Source organism: Cupriavidus sp. P-10 (assembly GCF_003402535.2).
Taxonomy (GTDB): domain Bacteria; phylum Pseudomonadota; class Gammaproteobacteria; order Burkholderiales; family Burkholderiaceae; genus Cupriavidus.
Genome location: NZ_AP025170.1, coordinates 841,499 through 865,772, shown reverse-complemented (window position 1 = coordinate 865,772; position 24,274 = coordinate 841,499). Strand labels below are relative to the sequence as shown.

The window sequence follows — 24,274 nt, the reverse complement described above, 5'->3', positions numbered from 1 at the left end:
AGGCCCGCGTGATAAAATCCTGGGCTGATTATAGCCAGCCGCCAGGCATATCCGTCACCTGGCGCCCGCGCCTGGCATCCCGAATTCCATCACCGCATAACACCGTTTTCCGCCTCGGAGAGAAACATGGCCGGTCACTCGAAATGGGCCAATATCAAACACAAGAAAGCTGCCGCTGACGCCAAGCGCGGCAAGATCTGGACCCGCCTGATCAAGGAAATCACCGTTGCCGCCAAGCTCGGCGGCGGCGATGTCGACTCCAATCCGCGCCTGCGCCTGTCGATCGACAAGGCCATGGACGCGAACATGCCCAAGGACAACATCCAGCGCGCCATCCAGCGCGGCGTGGGCGGCCTGGAAGGCGCCAACTACGAAGAGATCCGCTACGAAGGCTACGGCCTGGCCGGTGCGGCCATCATCGTCGACTGCCTGACCGACAACCGCACCCGCACCGTGGCCGAAGTGCGCCACGCGTTCTCCAAGCATGGCGGCAACATGGGCAACGAAGGCTCGGTGGCATTCATGTTCACCCACTGCGGCCAGTTCCTGTTCGCGCCCGGCACGCCGGAAGACAAGCTGATGGAAGCCGCGCTGGAGGCGGGCGCCGACGACGTCGTCACCAATGACGACGACTCGATCGAAGTGACCTGCCCGCCCAACGATTTCCCGGCGGTCAAGACCGCGCTGGAAGGCGCCGGCTTCAAGGCGGAAGTGGCTGACGTGGTGATGAAGCCGCAGAACGAAGTCAGCTTCGCCGGCGACGACGCGGCCAGGATGCAGAAGCTGCTCGACGCCCTGGAAAACCTGGACGACGTGCAGGAAGTCTTCACCAACGCGGTGATCGAAGACTAAGCTGCAGCAACAAGCCCCCCACGGCGGCGGCCCGGACAAGACCCAGGCCGCCGCCTTTTAGTATGTGTTTCTTTTCTGGCAGTGGATCATGAAAGTATTGGTTGTCGGCTCGGGTGGACGTGAACACGCGCTGGCCTGGAAATTGGCCCAGTCTCCCAAGGTACAGGTGGTGTACGTCGCGCCGGGCAACGGCGGGACCGCGCTCGACAAGCGCCTGCAGAATGTTCCGCTGACCGATCCCGAGGTCATCGCCGCATTTGCCGAGCGCGAAGGCGTGGCCTTTACCGTGGTCGGGCCGGAGGCGCCGCTGGCGGCCGGCATCGTCGATATCTTCCGCGCCAAGGGCCTGCGCATCTTCGGGCCGAGCAAGGCGGCCGCGCAGCTGGAATCGTCCAAGGACTTTGCCAAGGCGTTCATGCAGCGCCATGGCATCCCGACCGCCGCCTACCAGACCTTCTCCGACGCGACCCAGGCGCACGCCTATATCGACGCGCAGGGCGCGCCGATCGTGATCAAGGCCGACGGCCTGGCCGCGGGCAAGGGCGTGGTGGTGGCCATGTCGCTGGAAGAAGCCCATGGCGCGGTCGACATGATGCTGGCCGACAACAAGCTGGGCGATGCCGGCGCACGCGTGGTGATCGAGGAATTCCTGGAGGGCGAGGAAGCCAGCTTTATCGTGCTGGTCGACGGCAAGAACGTGCTGGCACTGGCCACCAGCCAGGACCACAAGCGCCTGCTCGACGCCGACGCCGGCCCCAACACCGGCGGCATGGGCGCCTACTCCCCCGCCCCGGTGGTCACGCCCGCGCTGCATGCGCGCGCGCTGCGCGAGATCATCCTGCCGACCGTGCGCGGCATGGAGAAGGATGGCATCCCGTACACCGGCTTCCTGTACGCCGGCCTGATGATCGACAAGGACGGCAACCTCAAGACGCTGGAATTCAACTGCCGCATGGGCGACCCCGAGACCCAGCCGATCCTGGCGCGCCTGAAGACCGACCTGGTCGAGGTAATGGAGCACGCCGTCGACGGCAAGCTCGACAGCATCGAACTGGACTGGGACCGCCGCACCGCGCTGGGCGTGGTGATGGCCGCGTACGGCTACCCGGAGAACCCGCGCAAGGGCGATACCATCACCGGCATCCCGGCCGAAACCGATGACAGCGTGACCTTCCACGCGGGCACCACGCTCAAGGATGGCACGCTGCTGACCACGGGCGGGCGCGTGCTGTGCGTGGTCGGCCTGGCCGACACCGTCAAGGCCGCGCAGCGTGCTGCCTATGCCGCGGTCGAGCAGATCCGGTTCGACGGCATGCAGTACCGGACCGACATCGGTTACCGCGCCATCAAGCGCTGATTGGCCGCCGGCGGGCCTTCCGGGGCCTGGCGACCACCTGGCCGCCCCAGCCGGTACAATCGTGACAACGCTGTGACGCCCCCGGCAGCCTCAGGGCTGCCGGAATGCCATCAGCCCGGCCCATCCGGTCCATTCGTTTTCCGCCAACCATGATCGATTCCCAGGCAGTCCGTGCCTATTTGCTCGGTCTGCAAGACCGCATCACCGATGCCATCGGCGCCATTGACGGCCAGCCGTTCCTGACCGACGCCTGGGAGAAGCCGCCCACCGAACGCCTGCGCGGCAGCGGCCGCACCCGGATCCTGGAAGGCGGCGCGGTGATGGAGCGCGCCGGCGTGGGCTTCTCGCACGTCAGCGGCGATACCCTGCCGCCGTCAGCCAGCGCCAACCGGCCCGAACTGGCCGGGCGCAGCTTCGAGGCGATGGGCGTGTCGCTGGTGTTCCATCCGCGCAACCCCTACGTACCCACGGTCCACATGAACGTGCGCTGCTTCCTGGCAGTAAAGCCGGATGCCGAGCCGGTCTGGTGGTTCGGCGGCGGCATGGACCTGACGCCGTACTATGGCAACGCCGACGACTGCAGCCATTTCCACCGCACCTGCAAGCAGGCGCTGGCGCCTTATGGCGACGAGCTGTACCCGCGCTTCAAGCAGTGGTGCGACGAGTATTTCTTCCTGAAGCACCGCAACGAAGCACGCGGTGTAGGCGGGATCTTCTTCGACGACTTCTCGGCGCTGGGCTTCGAGCCCAGCTTCGCGATGATGCAATCGGTCGGCGACGCCTTCCTGGACGCCTACCTGCCCATCCTGCAGGCCCGCAAGGACACGCCCTACGGCGAGCGCGAGCGCGGCTTCCAGGCCTACCGGCGCGGACGATATGTCGAATTCAACCTGGTGTTCGACCGCGGCACGCTGTTCGGCCTGCAGTCGGGCGGACGCGCCGAATCCATCCTGATGTCGATGCCGCCGCTGGTGACCTGGCGCTATGACTGGCAACCGGAAGCGGGCAGCGCCGAAGCGGCGCTGTACACCGACTTCCTGCCCGCACGCGACTGGACCTGACGGCAGACCTATGGCCAATACCGCGCAAGACCGCACGCCCCCCGCTGACGCGGGCGACCCGCCGCTCCCGTCCAACCGCCCCAACCGCCCCTACCGCCTGGGTATCCTCGGCGGCACCTTTGACCCGCCCCATGCCGGGCACCTGGCTCTGGCGCGGCTGTGCATCGACCACCTGGAGCTGGACGAACTGGTCTGGATTCCCACCGGCCAGTCCTGGCAGAAGGGCACCGACGTGACGCCAGCCGCCGACCGCCTGGCGATGACCGAACTGGCCGCCGCCGCCCTGGGCGACACCGGCGCCAGGGTCCGCGTCAGCCGCATGGAAGTCGACCGCGCCGGTCCCAGCTACACCATCGACACCGTGCGCCAGCTGCGCGCCGAATACGGCCCCCAGGCCTCGCTGTGCTGGCTGATGGGTGCCGACCAGTTGCTGCGCCTGCATACCTGGCACGGCTGGCAGGAACTGTTCGCGCACGTGCACCTGTGCACCGCCACGCGACCACGCTTCGAGCTCGCCGCGCTGGAGGGCCCGGTGCTGGAAGCGCTGTCGCAGCGCCAGGCCGACACGACCCTGATACAATGCACGCCCTCCGGCCGGATGTGGATCGACCAGACGCTCGCCGTCGACCTGTCTTCCACCCACCTGCGCCAGCGCCTGGCAGCCGGCCAGCCGGCAGATGACCAACTGCCACCGGGCGTGGCACACTACATCGCTAGCCACGGGCTGTACCGCGACGCCCCGGCCAGGGCCTGACCGGGTTGAGCAAACCCGGCGCCCACCACCACCCAACCGATCTCAGCTGAACAAGAAGACACCATGGATATTCGTAAACTGCAACGCGCCATCGTCGACGGCCTCGAGGATGTCAAAGCGCAGGACATCAAGGTGTACGACACCAGCCACCTGACCGAGCTGTTCGACCGGGTGGTGATTGCCAGCGGGACGTCCAATCGCCAGACCAAGGCGCTTGCGGCTTCGGTGCGGGATACGGTGAAGGATGCCGGCGGCCATATCGTGGCGGTCGAGGGCCTGGAAACCGGCGAATGGGTGCTGGTCGATTGCGGCGACGCCGTGGTCCACATCCTGCAGCCGCAGTTGCGCCTGTACTACAACCTGGAAGAAATCTGGGGCGACAAGCCGGTGCGCATGAAGCTGACCACCGGCGCCCGCAGCCTGGCCAAGGCCAGCGAGCCGATGGACGAAGACGAGGACGAAGTCCCGGCCGCGCGCGGCACGCGCCGTGCCAGCAGCCTGCGCCCGGCGCTGGCCCGCCTGCCCGAAGGCATGAAGGAGCCGTCGCCGCCGATGGGGCACGAGGATACCGACCCGGACGCCATCGCCACGATCCGCAAGCCGGCCCGCAAGACCGCGACCAAGACGGCTACCAAGACCGCCGCCACCAAGACGGCTGGCACCCGCGCCGCAGCGCCGCGCAAGACTGCCGCCGGCACCACGGCACGCAAGACCGCTACCAAGACGGCAACTAAGACGGCAACCAAGACCGCAACTAAAACGGCCACCAAGACCGCCGCCAAGACTGCCGGCAAGACCGCGGCAGCCAAGCCGGCCGCGCGCAAGCGCGCCACCCGCTCGGCCTGATCCGCACGGCGCGCGGCCATCTGATGGCCGCGCCGCGCATACCGCCTCATGCAACTGGTGATCGTGGCCGTCGGCCACAAGATGCCCGCCTGGATCGAAACCGGCTTCACCGAGTACGCCAAGCGCATGCCGCCCGAGCTGCGCATCGAGCTGCGCGAGGTCAAGCCTGAAGCCCGCTCGTCCAGTAACAACGCCACCACCGTGATGCAGCGCGAAGCCGCGCGCATCGAGGCCGTGCTGGGCTCGCTGTCGAAGCAATGCCGGATTGTCGCGCTGGATGAACGCGGCCGCGACTTCACCACCGTGCAACTGGCTGCGCAGCTGACTGACTGGCAGCGCGAAGGCGGCGATGTCGCCTTCCTGATCGGCGGCGCCGATGGACTCGACCCCGCGCTGAAGGCGCGTGCCAGTACGCTGATCCGCCTGTCCAGCCTGACGCTGCCGCACGGCATGGTGCGCGTGCTGCTGGCCGAACAGCTGTACCGGGCCTGGTCGGTCACGCAGAACCACCCTTACCACCGCGCCTGATACGGTACCCGGGAAGTTGCCCGGGAAGTTGCCCGAAAGCCGGCCGCCGCGGGCGTTACAATTCACGCCACTGCCGGCCCGCCTGCCGCCGGCAGCCCCGACCCCGCCTGCCGCGATGCACGACTATCTCTACCTCGCCTCCCAAAGCCCGCGCCGACGCGAATTGCTGACCCAGCTGGGCGTACGCTACGAGCTGCTGCTTGCCAATGACGACGAGGACGCCGAAGCGCTGGAAGCCGTCCTGCCCGGCGAAACCCCCGACGACTACGTACAGCGCGTCTGCGCGCTGAAGGCCGAAGCCGCGCTGCGCCGCCGCGAGCGCCGCGCCCTGCCCGACGCGCCCGTGCTCACCTCCGACACCACCGTCTGCCTGGGCGGACGAATCCTCGGCAAACCCGACGATGCCGCCGATGCGCAGGCCATGCTGGCCGCGCTGTCCGGCAGTACGCACCGGGTGCTCACGGCGGTCACGGTGGTCTCCACCCTGGGCATGCACCACGCGCTGTCCGTCTCCGAAGTGACCTTCCGCCCGATGCGGCCGGACGAGATCGACCGCTATGTCGTCAGCGGCGAGCCGCTGGGCAAGGCCGGCGCGTACGGCATCCAGGGCCGCGCGGCCGAGTTCGTCGAGCGGATCGCGGGCAGCTATTCAGGTATCATGGGCTTGCCCTTGTTTGAGACGGCGGCGTTACTTCGCCAGGCCCGCCTGCGGTTCTGAGCCCCGGCCACGCCGCCGCCCAGGACAAGACCCGGCCGCGCCGGGCAACCCCAATACCGCCGGACCACCGGCGACCGCGTTTCACCGCTATGACTGAAGACATCCTCGTCAACATCACGCCCCAGGAGACGCGCGTTGCCATCGTGCAGCAGGCCGCCGTCCAGGAACTGCACGTCGAACGCACGCTCACGCGCGGGCTGGTCGGCAATATTTACCTGGGCAAGGTGGTGCGCGTGTTGCCCGGCATGCAGTCCGCCTTTATCGACATCGGCCTGGAGCGCGCCGCCTTCCTGCACGTAGCCGATATCTGGCACCCGCGCGACAACGACCGCAACGGCAACACGCCGCAGCTGGCGATCGAGAAGACCCTGTTCGAAGGCCAGGCGCTGATGGTGCAGGTGATCAAGGATCCGATCGGCACCAAGGGTGCGCGGCTGTCCACGCAGGTGAGCATCGCCGGGCGCACGCTCGTGTACCTGCCTCAGGATCCGCATATCGGCATCTCGCAGCGCATCGAAGGCGAAGTGGACCGCGAGGCGCTGCGCAGCCGCGTGCAGGGCCTGGTGCCGGCTGACGAGCGCGGCGGCTTTATCGTGCGCACCATCGCGGAGGAAGCGACCGACGAGGAACTCGGCAACGACATCGCCTACCTGCGCAAGATCTGGGGCGTGATCCGCCAGAACGCCACCACGCTGCCGGCGCCGGCGCTGCTCTACCAGGACCTGAACCTGGCCCAGCGCGTGCTGCGCGACTTCATCAACGACGCCACCGGCGTGATCCAGATTGACTCGCGCGAGAACTACCAGATGCTGGTGGAGTTCGCCAAGGAATACACGCCGGCGGTGCTGTCGCGGCTGTCGCACTACACCGGCGAGCGGCCGATCTTCGACCTGTTCAATATCGATGCCGAGATCGAGAAGGCGCTGTCGCGCCGGGTCGACCTGAAGTCAGGCGGCTACCTGATGATCGACCAGACCGAGGCGATGACGACGATCGACGTCAACACCGGCGGCTACGTGGGCGCGCGCAATTTCGACGACACCATCTTCAAGACCAACCTGGAGGCGGCCCATACCATCGCGCGGCAACTGCGCCTGCGCAACCTCGGCGGCATCATCATCATCGATTTCATCGATATGGAGAATGCCGAGCACCGCGAAGCGGTCCTGTCCGAGCTCAAGCGCGCGCTGTCGCGCGACCGCACCCGCATCACCGTCAACAACTTCTCGCAGCTCGGGCTGGTCGAGATGACGCGCAAGCGCACGCGCGAATCGCTGGCGCACGTGCTGTGCGAGCAATGCCCGGTATGCCAGGGCAAGGGCCAGGTCAAGACGCCGCGCACGGCGTGCTACGACATCCTGCGCGAGATCATGCGCGAATCGCGCCAGTTCAACCCGCGTGAATTCCGCATCCTGGCCTCGCAGGAAGTCATCGACCTGTTCCTGGAAGAAGAAAGCCAGCACCTGGCGATGCTCGGCGATTTCATCGGCAAGCCGATCTCCTTGCAGGTGGAATCGACCTTCCACCAGGAACAGTACGACATCATCCTGATGTAGTCCTGGCCTGACGCCAGGCTGCGGGATGGTCCTACTCCTTATTCGTCGTCGATCCGCTATAACTAAGCGAAGGTTGAGGGTGCGAGAAGGAGTCCGGCATGAACGCCACGAAACATGGGGCCTGTTTGCTGGCCGTCCTGGTGGGCACCGCCTGCGTGCCGCTGCCAATCGCCCAGTACCGGCCACCGCCGCCGCGCCCAGCCGCGCCAGTTGCCGAAGCACCGCCGCCCCCAAAGGCACGCGCGGCGCCGATCGCAGCCAAGACCATTACCATTGCCGGCGCATGCAAGCGCACCGAGGAAGACGGCTTCCGCGAGGACGCGCTGATGGACGTCACCGCCAACAAGGTGGAGGCGTTGAGGTGGAAACTGTGGGTGTCGCGGCGCGGCAGTTGCGAGTTCAACCTGGTCCAGTTCCGCCAGGTCCGCACCACGCCGCACATCGAACTCCAGGCCATCGACGGCAGCCAGTGCAAGCTGCTGGTGTGGCAGGATCCGCGCCGCGTGACCCTGGCGCATAACCGCTGCGAGAAGTACTGCACCCCGGGCATCTACGAGCAGGCCTGGCCGGTGCTGTTCGATCCCAAGAGCGGGAACTGCGCCGAGGTGCGCTGAGCTTCTCCGGCGCGCTGCCTACTTCGCCCCTTCGGCACGCGGCCCATCAGGTAGAACTCATCGTTCGGGCGCATGCTGATGGTGTTGGCCATCCGGTTCGACAAGCCGAAGAACGCGGTGATCGCGGCGATGTCCCACGCGTCTTCGTCGGAAAACCCATGCTCGCGCAGCGCCGCAAAATCCGCGTCGCCGACTTCATGCGACGCCTTGCACACCTTCATCGCAAAATCGAGCATGGCCCGCTGGCGCGGCGGGATGTCGGCTTTCATGTAGTTCACCGCGACCTGGTCCGCCACCAGCGGCTTCTTCTCGTAGATCCGCAGGATCGCGCCATGCGCGACCACGCAATACAGGCACTGGTTGGCACCGGAAGTCGCCACCACGATCATCTCGCGCTCGCCCTTGGTCAGCCCGCCCTCCTTCAGCATCAGCGCGTCGTGATAGGCAAAAAAGGCGCGGAATTCGTCGGGGCGGTGTGCCAGCGCCAGAAAGACATTGGGGACAAAGCCAGCCTTGTCCTGGACTTCCAGGATGCGGGCGCGGATGTCGTCGGGGAGGTCTTTCAGGGCGGGAACGGGATAGCGGCTGATGGCCAAAGCGGTGTCGGGCATGGTGTCTCCTGTTGGCGATGCGTTTTCGTCGACTTTGTCGTCCCTAATGTCTGTACTGGGTGGTGCTTCAAAGTCTACCGGATCCCCGGCACGGGGCCCGGCACCATGTTGCTCATGCATCGCAGAACCAGATGTCCGCAGGATAAGGCATACTACGTCCCTTCCTGAACCAGGCAAGCGCCCCCACTCGCGTGCGCTATCTCTTCCCGATGAAACGTATTCTCATCGTCAAGCTGACCTCGCTGGGCGACATGGTGTTCACCCAGCCGCTGGTCGCTGACCTGCAGCGGGCCTTTCCCGGCGTGAAGATCGACTGGATCGCGGATTCCTACTGCGCCGATGTGCCGCGCTGGAACCCTAGCATCGAACGCGTCATTGCCGCCCCACTGCGCGGCTTCAAGAAAAAGCGCAGCTGGGCTGGCCTGCGCGAGATCTTCAACGCGCTGCGCGAACTGCGGCGCGAGAAATACGATGCGGTGCTGGATGTCCATGGCGTCTACAAGAGCGCCATCGTGTCGTTCCTGGCGCGTACGCGCCATCGTTACGGCTACCCGGTCGAGGAGCTGGGGGAAAGTGGTGCGCGCTTCGCCTACAACCACATCTTCGCCCCGCACATCGATGCGGATTCCTCCCGGCAGCGGATGCGCCGCGCCGTCAGCCGCGCGTTCGGCTTTGCACTGAGCGACGACATGGACTACGGCCTTGTCATGCCGCCGGACACGCCGGCGCCGGCTGACAAGGGGCCCTATGCCATGCTGTTCCACGCCACGTCGAGCGAGGAAAAGAAATGGCCGGTGGCGGACTGGATCAGCGTGGGCAATGCGATTGCCGCGCGGGGCCTGCGCGTGCTGGTGCCGTGGGGTAACGAGGCCGAGCGCAAGGAAGCGGAGACCATTGCCGCCGGCGTACCAGGCGCCGAGGTCATGCCGCGCCTGAGCATCACGGGCGTGGCCCAGATGACAGGCAAGGCCTCGCTGGTGGTCGGCATGGACACAGGCTTCGTGCATATTGCCGACGCACTGCGCCGCCCGACCGTGATCCTCTTCACTACCACTTCCCGTCACCTGTACGGCGTCAGTGCGCCCGGGCGTGCCGTTTCGCTTGGCGGCCACGGCGATATTCCGACGCGCGCCGCGGTGCTGGCCGCGATCGACGAAGTCATGGGCGTGCAACCGCCGGTCACTTCGCTCAACTGAGCGCAAGCAGTAGTTAGCGAAAAGCCCGGTGGAAGCCGGGCTTTTCTTGTTATTGGGTCGCGAACTGGATCCGGTGCAGCCCGGCATAGAGCCCGTTGGCTGCGAGCAGTTCGTCGTGCGTGCCCTGCTCCGCCACGCGGCCATGGTCCAGTACGACGATCCGGTCGGCGTTCTCGATGGTGGAGAGCCTGTGGGCAATGACCAGGGTGGTACGCCCCTTCATCAACTGCTCGAGTGCCGCCTGCACCTGGCGCTCGGACTCCGAATCCAGCGCGGAAGTCGCCTCGTCCAGGATCAGGATCGGCGCGTCCTTGTACAACGCGCGGGCAATCGCCAGGCGCTGACGCTGGCCGCCGGACAGCTTCATGCCGTTGTCGCCGATATTGGTGTTCACGCCATCCGGCAGGCCCTTGACGGTCTCCGTCAGGTAGGCGGCCGCCAGCGCCTGCTCGACGCGCGCCATGTCTACCTCTTCGTCCGGCTGCGCCCCGTAAGCCACATTGTTGGCGACAGTGTCGTTGAACAACACGACGTCCTGGCTGACGAACGCGATCTGGTCGCGCAGATCCTTCAGCGCCAGCTCCGGCAGCGGCAGGCCGTCTAGCAGGATGCGCCCTTGCGTCGGGTCAAAAAAACGCGGCACCAGGTTGACCAGCGTGGTCTTGCCGCTGCCGGACGGGCCAACCAGCGCCACCACCTCACCTGGCATTACGCGCAGGTCGAGGTTTTCCAGCGCCGCGCGCGGAGCATCGCCATAGCGGAAGCCGACGCCCTCGAGGGCGAGTTCGCCGCGGGCCCGGCCGATCGCCTTGCCGCCATCCTGCGGTTCGACCGGTTCGTCGATCAGCCGGAAGATCATCTCGGCGGCAGTGATGCCGCGGGTCAGGGGCTGGTTGATATCGGTCAGGTGCTTCAGCGGCGAGATCAGCAGCAGCATTGCCATCACGAAGCCGGTGAAGCCACCCACCGTGGTCTGGTTGCCTTGCGCCTGCACCATGGCAATGGTGATGATCACGGACAGGGCCAGCGCCGCCAGGAATGCCGTGACCGGCTGGTTCAGGCCGCCGGCCACCGCCATGCGCATCGAGTAATTCTTCAGCCGCTCAGCCACGGTACGGAAGCGCGACAGCTCGTACGCCTCGCCGCCATGCAGCTTGACCACCTTGTAGCCGCCAGCGGCTTCTTCCACCACATAGGCAGCGTTGTTGGTGTAGGTCTGGTGGTCCCGGTTCAGCTTGCGCAGCCGCCGGTTGATCTTTGACATCAGGTAGCCGATGACCGGCAGGATCACGGCCACGATCAGCGTCAGCCGCCAGTTCGTATAGAACAGGTAGATCAGCAGCGCGACCACAGTGAGCGAATCGCGCACCAACGTAATGAACACGCTGGTCAGGATCTGCAGCACCTGGTTGACTTCGAAAATCACGGCGTTGATCAGCGATGCCGCCGTATTGCGGTGATAGAACGCTGCCGGCGCGTGCAGCATGCGCTCGAACATCTGCATCCGCATCTTCAGCAGCACGCGGTTGGAGATCAGGTTCAGCAGGTAGCCGGAAGCGAACTGCGCGACGCCGCGGATGAGCGCCACGCCCGTGAGGATGGCCGGGACATGCCACAGGGTGCCGGCGTAGCTGCCGCCGAAGCCCTTGTCGAGCAGGTCATTCACGACCTTGGGGATCACGCCTTCGCTGGCCGCGACCACGGCCATCGCGACGATCGCCGCCACAAAGATACGGAGCTCAGGACGCAGGTATGACCACAGCCGCGTGGCCATCGAGGGCGTACCTTGAGTCGGAAGACTGGACAAGAAGACTCCTTAAAGGATTCAGCGCCACATGCCGGCGGCCATTGCAAAGGCTGCAGGTACAATGGCGCACTCGTGCCGCCCGGCACGCGAGGCCGTGCGCGGCAGCGCCTGATGCGGCGCCACGGCCGCATGCACGCCCGCTCCGGGGGCATCCCCCGGCACCTTTTGCCGGCTGGAAATGGCAAAGACGCGATTATAGTGGATTGCCCTCCCGGCACACCCTCCGGGCATGCAGCCGCAACAGACCGACTGTCAACGGAATCAACCCTGAATGAAGATCGGAATTTCCTGCAACCGCTTTGGCCGCGGCGGCGGTTTTGAGCGCTACGCGCTGGACCTGGTGCGCGGCCTGCTGGCTGCTGGCGACCCCCCCGCCGTCTTTGCCCGGCGATTCGACACCGATGTGCCGGAATTCGGGGCGGTAGACCGCCATACGGTGCACGTCCGTTGGCTGCCGGGCCGGTTCCGGGATGCGGCATTCTCCTGGGGCATGCGCAATGCCCATCGGCACTGCGACGTGCTGATCGGCTGCAACCGGATCGTCGGGGCCGACATCGCCGTATGCGGCGGGACCCATCGCGGCTTCCTGCGCACTGCGGGGCGCAACCCGACGTCCAGGGATCGCGCGCAGATTTCCCTGGAAAGCCGGCATTACGAGGCCGCGCGCTATGTGGTTGCCCACTCGAAGCTGATGGCCGGGGAGCTGCAGTCGTTGTACGGCCTGCCGGAATCCAGGATTGCCCTGCTCTATCCTCCCGTGGACCCGGAGCGGTTCAGCCCCGTAGACGACGTTACGCGGGCGGCATTGCGCAAACAATTCGGGTTTGGCGACGAGCTGATATTCCTCTTCCCCTCGTCGGACCACGAGCGCAAGGGCTTGCGGCCGCTCGCCGAGGCACTCGCGGGCAGTGGCATCAACGGCGTCATCGCGGTGGCCGGGCGCGCGGTGCATGGCTCGTTGCCGGGCGTACGCGAACTGGGCTATTGCAAGAACATGGCGGACCTATACCGCGCCGCGGATTTCACCGTGCTGGCGTCAAGCTATGAGCCATTCGGCCTGGTTGCCATCGAATCCGTACTGTGCGGCACGCCGGCACTGCTGGCCGACAACATTTCCTGCCTGGAGGTGCTGGACGACCAGGTCTCGCGGCGCTTCTCGCGTACCGAGCCGGCCAGCATCCGGGCCGCGCTCGCAGCCGCGGCGGACTGGGCCGCCAGCGGCACCGCCCGTGTGGCGCAACCGCTCCGCCACATTGCCTACGATCCTGGCCTGGCCGCCCACCTGGACGGCTTGCGGCGCCTGTTCTAGGCGGTGTATGCCTGCCGGGCCGCCTTGTCTGCGGCCTTGCACATCAGCATCAGCTTGAGATAGCGGTAGTAGGTGCTCTCGGCGTTCGCCACGGCCAGCATGAAGCCTTCCGGGCCGTCGAGCACACCCAGCCGGAAGACATAAGTGCGCAGGAAAGCCCACATGCCTTTCCCGATCGCCTTCGCGAGCGAAGAGCGCTTGCCCTGCTCATACATGGTCTTGGCGCCTTCGCTGGAATAGACATTGTTCTTGTCCAGCGCTTCATGCAGGGTCGGGATGCTGATATGGATGATGGGGTGTCTGAGGCGCCCCGTGGTGCCCTGCAGCTCGATGTGGGTATGCGTGCGCACATCGGTGAAGCGACCCTTGCCACGGAGGAACAGGCGCGTGATGCGGTCCGGCCACCATCCGGAGTGCTTCATGAAACGGCCGCAGAAGCTGGAGCGCCGGGGCATCGAATAGGCAACGTGCGAGGATTCAGGGGCACGGCCTTCGAGCACGGCAAAAATCTCGGCGCGCAACTCATCGCCCACACGCTCGTCGGCATCGAGACACAGCACCCACTCCCCGGTAGCCTGGTCGAGCGCGCGGTTCTTCTGCGGGCCATCGCCCGGCCAGTCCGTCTCGAATACCCGCGCGCCGTAGCTGCGGCAGATGTCCTGGGTGCCGTCGGTGCTGCCGGAATCGAACACGATCATCTCGGTTGCCCAGTCGCGCACCGAGGCAAGACAGTCGCCAATATCGTGCGCCTCGTTCATCGCCACGATGATCACGCTGATGGTCGCGCGGGTGTCCGTCATGTTGGAGAGTTACCTTTCATGGAAAGTGGGCTGGAATACTCAGCGCCCGAACTGGCATCCTTCGCCGCCAGCGTCGCCCGCCGGTTGGCAATGATGCCCAGCAGCGTTGCCGTGGTGAGCGCATAGAACGCTGCATTCATGATCAATGTGAATACATCGATGGTCAGGCCGAATACGATGGTGCCGAAGGTCATCACCAGCCCCATGGTGGCAGCCGTAGCGGTCGGTGGATCGCTGGAGCGACGGTGGCGCCAGAAGTAATAGCTGGAGCCGAAATAGAGCAGGAACAGGGCGATCAGGCCGATGCTGCCCATTTCCGCCATCGTGGAAAAAATCTCGTTATGCGCATGAGCGTTGACGATCTGCGCTGAAATACGACCCTGGTCGGCCATTTCCTGCAGCGAGGCCTCAAGCCGCCCGCGCCCCACGCCCAGGACGGGATGCTCCGTGAACAGCGTCCAGGATGCCTCCCACAGTTGCACGCGCATACCAATCGACGTACTCGCATCGCCGTGCGCCATCTTGTCGAAATCCGAAATCGCCGCGTTCATGCGTTCGTGGAACATGGGTGTGCTGGCGATGCCAGTCAGGCCCAGCGTCATGATGACGATCACGCTGATACGCAGTCCTGGCGATACATTGTGCTGGCGACGCAGGTGCATGGTCAGCAGCCACAGCATGATCGGCACGGCAATCCAGCCCCCGCGGCTGCCTGAGACAAACGATGCGAACAGGCCACAGGCCAGCCCGAACAGTCGCAGCGCACGTTCCCAGGTGGGCGCGCTGCCTTCCCGGCGCGGTGCGGCGCTCATGAAGGCCAGCAGTATCGCCGTGTCCCCGAACGGGATCGGGTTGGTGAACGGATTGCCGGCGCGGCCCGAGATGACCCAATCAGCGGGTGATACCAGCACCAGCACCGACCAGCACGCCGCGCTGACCGCCCCCAGTGCACAACCGATCTGGACGGCGCGCAACTGGCTAGCCGGCACCGCGGACAATAGCAGGAAGCCAGGAAGGATCAGGAATAGGCGCGCCGGCGCGTCCAGCGCACGCGGCAGCACGTAGCCGCCGATCACCTGCTGCAGCAGCACGGCTAGCGGATAGGCAGTCATTGCCAGCACGTACCACTTGTACTCAACCAGCAAGCGCCACCCCGTTTGCCGGTTGGCGGCGTCCCGCAGCCATAGCAGGCCGGCAGCAAAAACCGCGAAATAGCAGTATCCGGCGCCTCCCTGCACGGTAAGGATCAGGAATGGCGACAATGCGGCAGCAAGTGCCGCCATGCGAATGGCGAAACTGTTCCTTTGCATCCGGGTACTTCTATCTGATTGATTCGCTTTGACGGGTGTGTTGATACAGGGCGTTACATCTCTAATATGTACGACGCAAACGGCAGGCAATAAAGGGCGGCAGCTGCCGCCGGACAATTTGCCTGCAAAACCGCGCATTATACCAACCTCGAGTAACCGGACTGCCGATCAGGGGCGCCGCTTGGCGTGGTATCTTGCGCGCTTGTCTATCTAGGTATTTGTGATGGAATTGCCTCACCGCGACCACGCCCCCGAAGCAGCGCTCCCGCTGGTTTCGATGCTTCTGATCGCCTATAACCAGCAGGATTTCATTGAAGCGGCAATCCGCGGCGCATTGGCCCAGGACTACCCGCAGCTTGAGATCTTTGTCTCCGATGACGCGTCGACCGATGGCACCTATGCCACCGCACAGCGTGCGCTGGAAGGGTACGCCGGCCCGCACACCGTGTCGCTGCTGCGCAACCCGGTCAACCTGGGAATCAGCGGACATTTGAGCAAGTTGGTCGCGCAGGCGCGCGGGGAACTCATCTTTGTCGCCGCGGCGGACGATTTTTCGCTGCCCACCCGCTGCAGCGAGGTAGTGCAGGCCTGGCTGTCACAACACCCCCAGCCTGACCTGATCGCGACGGATCTCATCGACATGGCGTATGACGGCACGCTGCATGGCGAAATCCGGCACAGTGAGCTCGGTTCTTATCGTTCGTTCGAATACTGGGCGGGACATCCCCCCCATGTCATCGGCGCCTCGCACACCTGGACGCGACGCATGTTCGACCAATTCGGCCCGATCGCACCCGGCATGATTTCGGAAGACCAGATCACGACCCTGCGGGCTTCGCTGCTGGGCGGCGCATACAACCTTCGGCGACCGCTGGTGCACTACCGCCGCGGCGGCACCTCGGGCAAGCGCAGGTGGCACACGCCTGCGGATTTCGTCCGCCGCATCAGGCTGACCAATCGCAGCTCGCTGGCGGAAACGTTGCAGTTCATCGAAGATGCCGAGCGTGCCGGCCACGGTGACGCCATGCGCCGGCTCAAGGCACGCAAGCTGGCCCGTGAACAGTACACCGCCGATGTCTTTGCCGCGCCCGACAACATGGCGCGGCTAAGGATCCTGTTTGGCGCGCGACGCGTCACGCTCGGCCACCGGCTGCGCATGTTCCTGTACGCCGCGGCGCCAGCGGCCTACGCGCCGTTCTACTTCCTGGGCAACCTGTTCAGGCGCGGCTGAAATGCCGGGCGGCAGCTTCGTCCGCCCTGCTCAGTCGTACAGGGTGCTCACGCTCTCCGCCGACAGCGCCTGGCGCAGCGCGCCCAGCGCTTCGTCGGACGGCACCACCTGCCAGTCCGGCCCCAGCACGGCTTCGCACGACGCGGTCCGGGCCTCGTAGCCGATCCGCACTGGCAATCCCTGCGCACCAGTGGCGCGCGCCAGGTGCGGCATCAACAGCTCGCGCAGCATGCCCGTCGACGAATTACCATTCATCGCCAGGCGCACCGCCGAAGCGAAGCGGATGCGCGCCGCGGTCAGGTCCATCACCGACTCCGCCGTGAACCGGACGCCGCCCGTGAACGTATCGTGCCGCGCATTGCCGGTGGCGATCAGCAGTTCGTCTTCGCGAAACATCTGCCGGTTGGCGTCGAAGACCTCGTTGAACACCGTCATCTCGACCACCCCGGTACCGTCGTCCAGCGTCACGATCAGCATCTTGCCGCGCTGGGTCATCTGCGTGCGGATGCCGGAGATCACGCCGGCGATGGTCTTGCCACGCACGTCGCGGCCGAAGCCGCCGCCGTTGCCCTGCACTTCCTTCTCCAGCGAGGCCAGCGTGCCCTTGTTGAAGCGGCGCACTTCGTCGCGGTAGGCGTCGAACAGGTGGCCGGAGAAGTAGTAGCCGAGCGCCTGCTTCTCTTCCTGCAGCGTCCGCTTGGGGCTCCAGCGCGGTTCGTCGAGCAGTTCGGGGCGGTGCGCTTCGCCGGCATCGCCCATCAGGTCGAACAGCGAGACCTGGTTGGCGGATTCGGCCTTCTGCTCGGCGGCCTCCATCGCGATCGGCACCGACGCCAGCAACTGGGCGCGGTTGTCGTTCAGGCTGTCGAAGGCGCCGGCGCGGATCAGCGCTTCCATGGTGCGGCGATTGACCTGGCGGCGGTCGACGCGCTCGCAGAAGTCGAACAGGTCCTTGAACGCTCCACCCTCTTCGCGCGCGCGCAGGATGTCTTCGATCGCGCCCTGCCCGCTGCCCTTGATGCCGCCCAGGCCATAGCGGATGGTCTTCGGATCGGTCGGCGCGAAACGGTATTCGCTGGCGTTGACGTCCGGCGGCAGCACCGCGATCTTGTTGAGCTTGCAATCCTCGTAGAGGATCTTGACCTTGTCGGTGTCATCCATGGCCAGCGACATGTTGGCTGCCATGAATTCGGCCGGATGGTGAGCCTTGAGCCAGGCCGTGTAGTACGCCAGCAGCGCATAGGCGGCCGCGTGCGACTTGTTGAAGCCGTAGCCCGCGAACTTCTCCATCAGGTCGAAGATGTCGTCGGCCTGCTGCGAGGACAGGCCGTTCTTGTCGGCACCTTCGCGGAACATGACGCGGTGCTGCGCCATCTCTTCCGGCTTCTTCTTGCCCATCGCGCGGCGCAGCAAATCGGCGCCGCCGAGCGAGTAGCCGCCGATGATCTGCGCCATCTGCATCACCTGCTCCTGGTAGACCATGATGCCGTAGGTCTCTTTCAGGACGGGTTCGACGCGCGGATCGGGGTACTCCACCTTCTCGCGCCCATGCTTGCGCGCGCAGAAGCTGGGGATCAGGTCCATCGGGCCCGGGCGGTAGAGTGCCACCAGCGCGATGATGTCCTCGAAGCGGTCAGGCTTGGCGTCTTTCAGCATGCCCTGCATGCCGCGGCTTTCCAGCTGGAACACGGCGACCGTGTTGGCCGTCTTCAGGATATCGAAGGCGGGGCTGTCGTCGAGCGGGATATGGCTGCAGTTCCAGTCGTTCTTGCTCGGGTCGAGGCGGCGGATATAGCGCTCGGCCCAGTCCAGGATAGTCAGCGTGGTCAGGCCCAGAAAGTCGAACTTGACCAGGCCGGCGGCCTCGACGTCGTCCTTGTCATACTGGCTGACGACGCCGCTCATGCCGTCGTTCTGCGCACCCTGCGTGTACAGCGGGCAGAAATCGGTCAGCCTGCCGGGCGCGATCAGCACGCCGCCGGCGTGCATGCCGACGTTACGGGTCATGCCTTCGACGCGCTGCGCCAGCTCCAGCAACTGGCGCACTTCTTCCTCGTTGTTCTCGCGCTCGGTGAGCAGCGGCTCTTCTTTTTTCGCTTCCTCGATGGTGACCAGCTTGCCCGGTTTGAACGGGATCAGCTTGGCAATGCCGTCGACAAAGCCATAGCCCAGGTCAAGCACGCGGCCCACGTCGCGCACCGCGGCCTTCGCCGCCATGGTGCCGAAGGTGGCGATCTGCGACACCGCATCCTTGCCGTACTTTTCCTTCACGTACGTGATCACGCGATCGCGGCCGTGCTGGCAGAAGTCGATGTCGAAGTCAGGCATCGACACCCGTTCCGGGTTCAGGAAGCGCTCGAACAGCAGCGCGTACTTGAGCGGATCGAGGTCGGTAATGCCGAGCGCATAGGCCACCAGCGAACCGGCGCCCGAACCGCGGCCCGGCCCGACCGGCACGCCGTTGTTCTTGGCCCAGTTGATAAAGTCCGCCACGATCAGGAAGTAGCCGGGGAAGCCCATCTTGATGATGGTGCCGGTCTCGAACTCCAGCCGTGCGTAGTATTCGGGGCGCTTCGCCTCGCGCACCGCTTCGTCGGGGAACAGCACGGCCAGGCGTTTTTCCAGGCCGTCCTTGGCCATGAATACCAGGTAGTCGTCCAGCGACATGCCGTCCGGCGTCGGGAACAGCGGCAGGCGCGGCTTGCCCAGCTCCAGCGTCAGGTTGCAGCGGCGCGCGATCTCGACCGCGTTCTCCAGCGCCGAGGGGATGTCCGCGAACAGCGCGCACATCTCGTCCTGGGTCTTGAAATACTGGTCGGTGGTGAAGCGTCGCGTGCGGCGCGGATTGGCCAGCAGTTCGCCCTCGGCGATGCACACGCGCGCCTCGTGTGCGGTGTAGTCGTCCGGCGTCATGAACTGCACCGGATGCGTGGCAACCACCGGGAGTTGCAGCTCGGCGGCAAGCTGCACGGCCTGCTGCACGTAGGCATCGGTGCCGGCATGGCCGGCGCGCTGCAGCTCGATATAGAAGCGCTGCGGGAACACCGACGACCAGTGCTGCGCGGCGCGGCGCGCGCCATCGAGGTTGCCGTTGCCCAGCGCCATGCCGACGTCGCCGCCCATCGCTCCGGACAGTGCAATCAGGCCAGTGGCCAGCGGCATGTCGTCCTCGCCCGGCTCGAGGAACCAGGCCGGGTCGATCTCGGCGCGGCCTCGATGCTGGTTGCCCAGCCACGCGCGCGACAGCAGCATGCACAGGTTCAGGTAACCACGGCGGTCCTGCACCAGCAGCAGCAGGCGCGAAGGCTTGTCGCGGTCCTCCGCATTGGTCAGCCAGACATCGGCCCCAAGCACCGGCTTCACGCCCTTGCCGCGCGCCTCCTTGTAATAACGGATCAACCCGAAAGCGTTGGCGAGGTCTGTCAGGGCGAGCGCGCCCATGCCATCGGCGGCAGCGGCCTTGACGGCGTCCTCCAGGCGGACGATACCGTCCACGACGGAGTATTCGGAATGGAGTCGAAGATGGACAAAGCGGGGTGCAGACATGGGCGACATTGTACCGGCTCGGCCCGGTCGCCGGCCTCCAATATTGCGTGCAGCCGGCGCGGTACGGCCCGCCTTCAAAGCTGATCGGCGTGCTGGGGAATGCGCAGCAGCCGCGGCCGCTCGCGTTATAATTTCGCCTTTCCAATCAGGCAGTTATCGCAAGCCGTCGGCGCCCTCCCGGACGCAGCCGTGCGGGCCCAGTCTCCCATGCAGATCGTCAACATTTCCGCTTACAAATTCGTCTCGCTGGACGACATCGAGACCCTGCGCCCGGACATGCGCGAGCGCTGTGAAGCGGCCGGCCTGAAAGGCACGATCCTGCTCGCGCCGGAAGGCATCAACATGTTCCTGGCCGGCCCGCGCGAAGCCATCGACGGCTTCATGGCGTGGCTGCATGCCGATGCGCGCTTTGCCGACATCGCACCCAAGGAGAGCCTGTCGGAAAACCAGCCCTTCAAGCGCATGCTGGTACGCGCCAAGAAGGAGATCATCACCATGAAGATGCCGCTGATCCGCCCGGAGGAAGGCCGTGCGCCTTCGGTGCGGCCGGTCGATCTGAAGCGCTGGCTGGACCAGGGGCACGACGACGAAGGACGCCCGGTGGTGATGCTGGACACGCGCAATGATTTCGAGGTGGCGGTGGGCACGTTCGATCAGGCGGTCGAGTACGACATCGCCAAGTTCAGCGAATTTCCGCAGCAGGTTGCCGCCCACATGGCCGACTATGAAGGCAAGACCGTGGTGTCGTTCTGCACCGGCGGTATCCGCTGCGAAAAGGCGGCGATCCACATGCAGGAAGTCGGCATCGAGCGCGTCTACCAGCTCGAGGGCGGCATCCTGAAGTACTTCGAGGAAGTCGGCGGCAGCCACTATCAGGGCGACTGCTTTGTCTTCGACTACCGCACCGCGCTGAACCCCAGCCTGGAGCCGGCGGGGCCCAAGCAGTGCTTTGCCTGCCGCGCCGTGGTTACGCCGGAAGAACAGCAGAGCCCGCACTACGTGATCGGCAAGAGTTGCCCGCACTGCATCGGCACGAAACAGGCGGCAGCCTGAGAAAAAGCCGCGGCGGCCGCTCAGGCCGCCAGCAGGTGGTAGAGGTTGCGCAGCATGCCCGCGGTGGCGCCCCAGATAAAGCGGTGGCCGCCTCCCGCCCGCGGATAGGGCATCGCGTAGAACAGCCGTTCGCCGTCGACCCAGCGGAACAGGCGCCGCTCATGGTGCGACGGGTTCATCAGGAAGGCGAGCGGCACTTCAAAAACATCGGCCACTTCCGAGGCATCCGGGCGCAGCGTAAAGCCGTCGCGCACGAGGCCCACCACCGGGCTGACATGGAACCCCGTGCCGGTGATGTAGTCAGGCAGCGCGCCCAGCACTTCCACGTAGTCGCGCGCCAGGCCGACTTCTTCCTCCGTCTCGCGCAGAGCCGTGTCAATGCGGTTCACGTCCCAGGTCTCCTGCCTGCCGCCGGGAAAGCTGATCTGGCCCGCATGCGCGCTCAGGTTGGCATTGCGCTGCGTCAGCAACACGGTCAGGCCATCGTGACGTTCCACCAGCGGCACCAGCACGGCGGCATCGCGCAGTCCGCGGCTGCGGTCGTAGACGCGGGATTCGTCGGTCAGCTCCGGTGCCCAGGCGGGTGGCACCTCGAAGCGGTGCCGGATGAAGTCAACCTGCAGGCGCGGCTCGCTCAGTGGCGCATTGCGCAGGTCGGTGTCGACGACAGGAAGGGATTCGGGATCGAAGGCGGGACGCATAACAACTGCAAGTATGACAGAAGCGCGCAATTCGGCGCCGCAGCAAAATCAGGCTGTTGCCCGCGCGCCAATGCAGAAAGGGCACCCGTGGGGTGCCCTTCCTGAGGAAACGCTGGCCGGGTTGCCCCGGCCGGCATGTCCGGCTTACTGCGCGGCCTTGGCAGCGGCGGCAGCCTTCGACACCAGCTTTTCCTTGATACGTGCGGACTTGCCCGAACGCTGGCGCAGGTAGTACAGCTTCGCGCGACGCACGTCGCCGCGACGCTTGACTTCGATGGCAGCGATCAGCGGCGAGTACAGCTGGAACGTACGTTCCACGCCTTCACCCGACGAGATCTTGCGCACGATGAAGGACGAGTTCAGGCCGCGGTTACGCTTGGCGATCACCACGCCTTCGTAGGCCTGCACGCGCTTGCGGGTACCTTCCACCACGTTCACGCTGACGATCACGGTGTCGCCGGGTGCGAATGCGGGGATGGTCTTGTTCGCGGTCAGACGCGCGATCTCTTCCTTCTCGATCTGCTCGATGAGGTTCATCGTTTTTTCTCCGTAACCATCGTGCCGGCGTTGTATGCCCCAGGCATGTCCCGGGCCCCGGCAGAGGATGGGGTTTTACCTGGCGGGAGTTGCCTCCCGCCCTTCCTTCGCCGCCCATTCCGACAAGAATTTCTCGTCGGCGCGGGACAGCAAACCTTGTTCGCGAGCCGCCTCGATCAGGTCGGGGCGCTTTCTCGCGGTATTGGTCAGCGCCTGCTGGCGCCGCCATTTCTCGATCTCGGCATGATGGCCCCCGAGCAGAATCTCGGGCACCCGCACGCCTTCATATTCTTCCGGCCGCGTGTAGTGCGGACAATCCAGCAGGCCGTTGACGAAACTGTCCTGCACCGCGGACTGCGCGTCGCCCAGCACGCCGGGCAGGTGGCGCACCACCGCGTCGATCAGCGCCATCGCCGGCAATTCGCCGCCTGACAGCACAAAGTCGCCGAGGCTGATTTCCTCGTCCACGCGGCGGTCGATCAGCCGCTGGTCGATGGCCTCATAGCGGCCGCACAGCAGGACCAGGCCAGGCCGTTCGGCCAGCTCCATCACTTTGGCATGCGACAGCGTGTTGCCCTGCGGCGACATCAGCACCACATGTGGCTGCGGCACGCTGGCCTGCGCCTGCGCTGCCACCGCAGCATCGATCGCGTCATCCAGCGGCCTGGCCAGCATTACCATGCCGGGGCCACCGCCATAGGGGCGATCGTCGATGGTGCGGTAGTTATCCACCGTGAAATCGCGCGGATTCCACGTGCGCAACGCATACCGCTGTTGCTTGGCTGCCCGGCTGGTAATGCCCCAGTCGGTCAGCGCGCGAAACATCTCGGGAAACAGCGTGATCACATCGAACTGCATCCGCTCTCCCCCTTTCCTGGGCACATGCCGGGCTCAGCTCCGGGGGTCAGAAATCGAGTCCCCAGTCCACCACGATTCGCTTGCCGGCCGTATCGACCGTGCGCACGAACGCTTCGACAAACGGGACCAGCCGTTCGCCGGCCTTGCCGTCAGGCAGCGCGTACGCAATCTGCAGGATCTGGTGGGCACCGTTGTCGATCAGGCCGGACACTTCGCCCAGCAACTCGCCTTGCTCGTTGCTGACGCTGCAGCCGATCAGGTCGACCCAGTAAAACTCATCTTCATCCGGCGCCGGAAAATCCGCACGCCGGATCCACACGCGACGGCCCCTGAGCGCTTCCGCAAGATTGCGGTCGGCAACGCCGGCAGCATGCGCCACCACCGTGCCACTGTGCTCGCGAGACTGCGCGATCTTCACGCAGACCGGTTGGGCATGCTGCGCATCGGCCGTCACCAGCCCCGCCTGCGGCGGTGCCAGCAACCACCAGCGGCGCGCATGCAGCAAGGCGGACGCGTCATCGGCATGCGGCTGGACCTTGATCCAGCCGCGGATACCGTAGGCAGCGCCGACATAGCCGACCTCCACCAGGTCTTCCGGCAGGGCGTCGGCATACAGCAGCGCCGCGGGCAGCTTGGGGGCTTTGGGGCTCTCACCCTGTTGGCCCTGCGGCCGGTTCAGCGGCCGTTGTATGCGTTCAGTCACGTGCGCAACGAAGAACGTGCCCTTTCGGGCACGCTATGTTTCGCTCAGTCCGATGGACCGAGCGTCAATCAGGCAGCAGCCTTGGCGCCTTGCTTGACCAGGCGGGCAACGGTCGGCGACAGCTGGGCGCCAACGCCTTGCCAGTAGGCCAGACGGTCTTGCGCCAGGCGCAGGCCTTCTTCGCCTTCCGAAGCCAGCGGGTTGTAGAAGCCAACGCGCTCGATGAAACGGCCATCGCGACGGTTGCGCGAGTCGGTAGCGACGATGTTGAAGAACGGGCGCTTCTTGCTGCCGCCGCGAGCCAGACGGATAACGACCATGGGATG

At 65.5% G+C, this 24,274-nt stretch carries 22 protein-coding genes and 1 pseudogene; 13 read left to right on the top strand and 10 right to left on the bottom strand.

Features of this window, described 5'->3' with window-relative positions; genetic code table 11:
- Positions 1 to 126: 126 nt before the first annotated feature.
- From CTP10_RS03990 to CTP10_RS03950, 9 genes are all read left to right on the top strand, one after another.
- On the top strand, positions 127 to 852 hold the full coding sequence (locus CTP10_RS03990) for a YebC/PmpR family DNA-binding transcriptional regulator (protein WP_116317429.1): 726 nt from the start codon (positions 127 to 129) through the stop codon (positions 850 to 852).
- 88 nt (positions 853 to 940) lie between these two features.
- A complete protein-coding gene (gene purD / locus CTP10_RS03985; protein ID WP_116317428.1) occupies positions 941 to 2,209 on the top strand; it encodes a phosphoribosylamine--glycine ligase in 1,269 nt (422 codons plus the stop codon).
- A gap of 149 nt (positions 2,210 to 2,358) precedes the next feature.
- The gene (gene hemF, locus CTP10_RS03980) at positions 2,359 to 3,270 is read left to right on the top strand and encodes an oxygen-dependent coproporphyrinogen oxidase (RefSeq protein ID WP_116317427.1); all 912 of its coding nucleotides are present in this window, start codon (positions 2,359 to 2,361) and stop codon (positions 3,268 to 3,270) included.
- Positions 3,271 to 3,280: 10 nt separating this feature from the next.
- Positions 3,281 to 4,024 carry a nicotinate-nucleotide adenylyltransferase gene (locus CTP10_RS03975; protein ID WP_116317426.1) on the top strand — a complete coding sequence of 248 codons (744 nt, stop codon included), beginning with the start codon at positions 3,281 to 3,283 and terminating at the stop codon, positions 4,022 to 4,024.
- A 63-nt stretch (positions 4,025 to 4,087) separates the two neighbouring features.
- A complete protein-coding gene (gene rsfS / locus CTP10_RS03970; protein WP_199414498.1) occupies positions 4,088 to 4,870 on the top strand; it encodes a ribosome silencing factor in 783 nt (260 codons plus the stop codon).
- Between the two features lie 48 nt (positions 4,871 to 4,918).
- Positions 4,919 to 5,398 (top strand): 23S rRNA (pseudouridine(1915)-N(3))-methyltransferase RlmH, encoded by a 480-nt coding sequence (gene rlmH, locus CTP10_RS03965; protein WP_116317424.1) that lies wholly within the window; start codon positions 4,919 to 4,921, stop codon positions 5,396 to 5,398.
- Positions 5,399 to 5,513: 115 nt separating this feature from the next.
- Positions 5,514 to 6,116 (top strand): Maf family protein, encoded by a 603-nt coding sequence (locus CTP10_RS03960; RefSeq protein ID WP_116317423.1) that lies wholly within the window; start codon positions 5,514 to 5,516, stop codon positions 6,114 to 6,116.
- An 89-nt stretch (positions 6,117 to 6,205) separates the two neighbouring features.
- Positions 6,206 to 7,672, top strand: a complete 1,467-nt coding sequence (gene rng, locus CTP10_RS03955) for a ribonuclease G (protein ID WP_116317422.1) — start codon at positions 6,206 to 6,208, stop codon at positions 7,670 to 7,672.
- 98 nt (positions 7,673 to 7,770) lie between these two features.
- The gene (locus CTP10_RS03950) at positions 7,771 to 8,286 is read left to right on the top strand and encodes a hypothetical protein (protein ID WP_116317421.1); all 516 of its coding nucleotides are present in this window, start codon (positions 7,771 to 7,773) and stop codon (positions 8,284 to 8,286) included.
- Positions 8,287 to 8,309: 23 nt separating this feature from the next.
- On the opposite strand, the pseudogene CTP10_RS03945 reads toward CTP10_RS03950, so the two are convergent.
- Positions 8,310 to 8,897 (bottom strand): annotated as a pseudogene (locus CTP10_RS03945) (peroxidase-related enzyme); the annotation flags it as partial.
- A 209-nt stretch (positions 8,898 to 9,106) separates the two neighbouring features.
- Between CTP10_RS03945 and waaC the strand changes: the two are divergent.
- The gene (waaC, locus tag CTP10_RS03940; RefSeq protein WP_116317420.1) at positions 9,107 to 10,093 is read left to right on the top strand and encodes a lipopolysaccharide heptosyltransferase I; all 987 of its coding nucleotides are present in this window, start codon (positions 9,107 to 9,109) and stop codon (positions 10,091 to 10,093) included.
- A 49-nt stretch (positions 10,094 to 10,142) separates the two neighbouring features.
- Here the strand turns inward: waaC and msbA are convergent, their stop codons facing one another.
- Entirely contained in the window at positions 10,143 to 11,867 is a 1,725-nt protein-coding gene (gene msbA, locus CTP10_RS03935; RefSeq protein ID WP_116317419.1) for a lipid A export permease/ATP-binding protein MsbA, read from the bottom strand.
- A 304-nt stretch (positions 11,868 to 12,171) separates the two neighbouring features.
- Here msbA and CTP10_RS03930 point away from each other — a divergent pair, with 304 nt between their 5' ends.
- Positions 12,172 to 13,209 (top strand): glycosyltransferase family 4 protein, encoded by a 1,038-nt coding sequence (locus CTP10_RS03930; RefSeq protein WP_116317418.1) that lies wholly within the window; start codon positions 12,172 to 12,174, stop codon positions 13,207 to 13,209.
- On the opposite strand, the gene CTP10_RS03925 is transcribed toward CTP10_RS03930, so the two are convergent.
- Together CTP10_RS03925 and CTP10_RS03920 are read right to left on the bottom strand one after the other, a co-directional pair.
- Entirely contained in the window at positions 13,206 to 14,009 is an 804-nt protein-coding gene (locus CTP10_RS03925; RefSeq protein WP_116317417.1) for a glycosyltransferase family 2 protein, read from the bottom strand. The two genes, CTP10_RS03930 and CTP10_RS03925, sit on opposite strands and share 4 nt — an antisense overlap.
- Entirely contained in the window at positions 14,006 to 15,457 is a 1,452-nt protein-coding gene (locus CTP10_RS03920) for an O-antigen ligase family protein (protein WP_116317416.1), read from the bottom strand. The genes CTP10_RS03925 and CTP10_RS03920 overlap by 4 nt, the downstream gene beginning before the upstream one ends.
- An 85-nt stretch (positions 15,458 to 15,542) precedes the next feature.
- Here CTP10_RS03920 and CTP10_RS03915 point away from each other — a divergent pair, with 85 nt between their 5' ends.
- A complete protein-coding gene (locus CTP10_RS03915) occupies positions 15,543 to 16,550 on the top strand; it encodes a glycosyltransferase family 2 protein (protein ID WP_116317415.1) in 1,008 nt (335 codons plus the stop codon).
- A 30-nt stretch (positions 16,551 to 16,580) separates the two neighbouring features.
- Here CTP10_RS03915 and dnaE read toward each other — a convergent pair whose 3' ends face one another.
- Positions 16,581 to 20,096: a DNA polymerase III subunit alpha gene (gene dnaE / locus CTP10_RS03910; protein WP_116317844.1), complete on the bottom strand. Its 3,516-nt coding sequence runs from the start codon at positions 20,094 to 20,096 to the stop codon at positions 16,581 to 16,583.
- A gap of 207 nt (positions 20,097 to 20,303) precedes the next feature.
- On the opposite strand from dnaE, the gene CTP10_RS03905 reads away from it, so the two are divergent.
- Positions 20,304 to 21,149 carry a sulfurtransferase gene (locus CTP10_RS03905; protein ID WP_116317414.1) on the top strand — a complete coding sequence of 282 codons (846 nt, stop codon included), beginning with the start codon at positions 20,304 to 20,306 and terminating at the stop codon, positions 21,147 to 21,149.
- A 20-nt stretch (positions 21,150 to 21,169) separates the two neighbouring features.
- On the opposite strand, the gene CTP10_RS03900 is transcribed toward CTP10_RS03905, so the two are convergent.
- The 5 genes from CTP10_RS03900 to rpsP all read right to left on the bottom strand — a co-directional run bounded on the left by CTP10_RS03900 (position 21,170) and on the right by rpsP (position 24,268).
- Positions 21,170 to 21,850 carry a CoA pyrophosphatase gene (locus CTP10_RS03900; RefSeq protein WP_116317413.1) on the bottom strand — a complete coding sequence of 227 codons (681 nt, stop codon included), beginning with the start codon at positions 21,848 to 21,850 and terminating at the stop codon, positions 21,170 to 21,172.
- Between the two features lie 144 nt (positions 21,851 to 21,994).
- Entirely contained in the window at positions 21,995 to 22,387 is a 393-nt protein-coding gene (gene rplS / locus CTP10_RS03895; RefSeq protein WP_116317412.1) for a 50S ribosomal protein L19, read from the bottom strand.
- A gap of 75 nt (positions 22,388 to 22,462) precedes the next feature.
- Entirely contained in the window at positions 22,463 to 23,245 is a 783-nt protein-coding gene (gene trmD / locus CTP10_RS03890; RefSeq protein ID WP_116317411.1) for a tRNA (guanosine(37)-N1)-methyltransferase TrmD, read from the bottom strand.
- Positions 23,246 to 23,291: 46 nt separating this feature from the next.
- Positions 23,292 to 23,948 carry a ribosome maturation factor RimM gene (rimM, locus tag CTP10_RS03885; RefSeq protein WP_116317410.1) on the bottom strand — a complete coding sequence of 219 codons (657 nt, stop codon included), beginning with the start codon at positions 23,946 to 23,948 and terminating at the stop codon, positions 23,292 to 23,294.
- 68 nt (positions 23,949 to 24,016) lie between these two features.
- A complete protein-coding gene (rpsP, locus tag CTP10_RS03880; protein WP_029045686.1) occupies positions 24,017 to 24,268 on the bottom strand; it encodes a 30S ribosomal protein S16 in 252 nt (83 codons plus the stop codon).
- Positions 24,269 to 24,274: the final 6 nt, after the last annotated feature.